The 2,094-nt window shown below is 75.3% G+C and carries 2 protein-coding genes; one reads left to right on the top strand and one right to left on the bottom strand.

From position 1 onward, the window contains the following. Window positions 1–286 precede the first annotated feature (286 nt). Window positions 287–1,078, bottom strand: coding sequence for a hypothetical protein (locus F8279_RS30775; RefSeq protein ID WP_225853461.1), 792 nt, complete (start codon window positions 1,076–1,078; stop codon window positions 287–289). Between the two features lie 49 nt (window positions 1,079–1,127). On the opposite strand from F8279_RS30775, the gene F8279_RS30770 reads away from it, so the two are divergent. Then, window positions 1,128–2,094: hypothetical protein (locus tag F8279_RS30770; RefSeq protein ID WP_225853460.1), on the top strand; the 967-nt coding region annotated here is incomplete at its 3' end.

Here is a 2,094-nt window from a genome sequence, read left to right as displayed (position 1 = left end):
GCCCCGGCAACCAGGGCACCGGCCAGGGCAGTGCCGGGAGCACCGCTCCGAGCGGCCAGCCCTCCGGAGGCCAGACCGCAGGCGGGCAGACGCCGGGCGGCCAGACTCCCGGCGGCCAGGCGGCGGGAGGCCAGACCGCCGACGGTCCGTCTTCGAGCGGTCCAACCGCTGATGGTCAGACCGCCGGAGGTCAGGTCCGCGACGGGTCGCAGAACGGCCCCCAGAACAGCAGCACCAGCCCGAACGGCGCCGGAAGTCAGAGCCCGAGCGGGCACGGCACGGTCGGTCAGGGCGCCGGCACCGACTCGCATGGAGCCGGCGGTCCGGCCACGGGGCCGAGCCCGGTCGCAGGCGGCGAGGCCACCACCCCGCGCGCCGACCCGGCGGGCACGCCGAACGGCACCCCGGCGGGCACCGGTACGACCACGACCGGCGCCCCGGCCGCGGTCGCCGGCGTCACGACGTCGTACGGCGGTGGTCTTCCCGGTTTCGACACCCCGACGCCGAGCAGCGGGCCGGCCGCTCTCGACACACCGACGCCCGCGACGTCGCCTGTCGCCACTGCCGGCCCGGCGGCTGTCCCGGCGTCGCCGCCCAGCCAGCCGGCCGGCGCGGCCACCCCAACCGGCGACCCTGCACCGTCCACTGTCACGCCGAGCACCGCCGCATCGAGCGCCGGCACTCCGGCCACCGTCATGCCCGGCCCGGCCGCACCGACGACCGCACCGACCACCGTCACGGCGAGCACGAGCACACCGTCCACCGCCACGACGAGCACCGGCACGCCGTCCACGAGCCCGCCGTCCACGAGTTCACCGACCAGCGCGCCCAGCACCGGCACGTCGACCACGAGCACATCGACCACCGGCACGCCGTCGTCGGCCCCGACGACGACCGGCCAGCCGGCCGCTCCGCCGCCTGCCGTCGTCGGCGCCGTGGAGACGCCCCCACCGCCACTGGCACCGGTCGAGGGCGTCGCGGTCGACGGTCCGGCCGTGGTTCCGTCCCCGTCGACCGATCCCCATGCCGACACGACGTCCACACCGGAGCCCGCGGTCGCGGCACCAGGCCCACTCACCGCCCCCACCGTCGACATCGCAACGGTCGACGTCCCGTCGGGCGTCCCGGTGGAAGCCGACGACCGAGGCACGGGGGCGGACCGGACCGGCGCCGGGCCGACAGGTGCCGTCGACACCGCGCCGACGCCGGACGGCCCGACGACGACAGGGCAGCACGACACCGCCGGGCCGACGCCGGACGGGCTGCAGAGCGTCCAAGCGCCGCCCGCCGTCGCGGACCTGCCCGCGCCCACCCACGCCGGGCCGAGCCCGCAGTTCCGGCAGGCCAAGGCGAGCGCGGAGCCGAAACGGCTGCGCACCGAACGGTACGTGCCCTGGAAGGACACCGTCGTCCCCGGCACGCACCTGCTGCGCGGCGAGATCACGACGATCGACTTCACCACCCGGGAGTTCACCGCCGACGGCCGGGACTACCGGTCGTTCGACGTACACCTGGATCTGGTCTCGAAGAACGACCGGATGTCCCCCGAGGAGCTACGGGGCTTCGCCGACGCGGTGCAGCGCACCGTCGACGAGATGGTCAACGGCCGGTACACGCTGCCCGACGGCCGGCTGCTGCACATCGACCTGGTCGTCGACACACCACCGTGGCGCGACGGCATGACCCGTGACTGGCAGGCCGACCCGCGGCGCAACCCGCCGGTCGAGGTGACCTCGGAGACCGGGGTCAGCACCGACCAGCACCGGTGGAACACCGGCGACCGCCTGCCCTTGATGGTGCACGAGGTGATGCACTACCTGGGGGCCAAGGAGGGTCACCAGGCCCCCGAGCACCTGTTCACCACCGTGGACCGCCCGGGAGTGATGGGCCTCGACGTCGACACCCTGCCGACGTCGTCGGAGCAGGCCGCGACCTCGGCCGGGCCAACCGGATATCTCACGGCCGTGGACCTGGCGACGATCCACGACGCCGCGCTGACCGCCGGCCCGGTGCGCGATCTTCCGGTTCCGCAGACGCCGCACGACCAGACGCCGGACCCGCGTCCGAACCCGCAGATTCCGTCCCGCGCCCCGG

Origin of the sequence: Micromonospora sp. AMSO1212t, assembly GCF_008868145.1 — a bacterium.
In the GTDB taxonomy this organism is placed as follows: Bacteria; Actinomycetota; Actinomycetes; order Mycobacteriales; family Micromonosporaceae; genus Micromonospora; species Micromonospora tulbaghiae.
The sequence above is the reverse complement of the archived record's forward strand: the minus strand, read 5'-3'. Positions and strand labels throughout refer to the sequence as shown.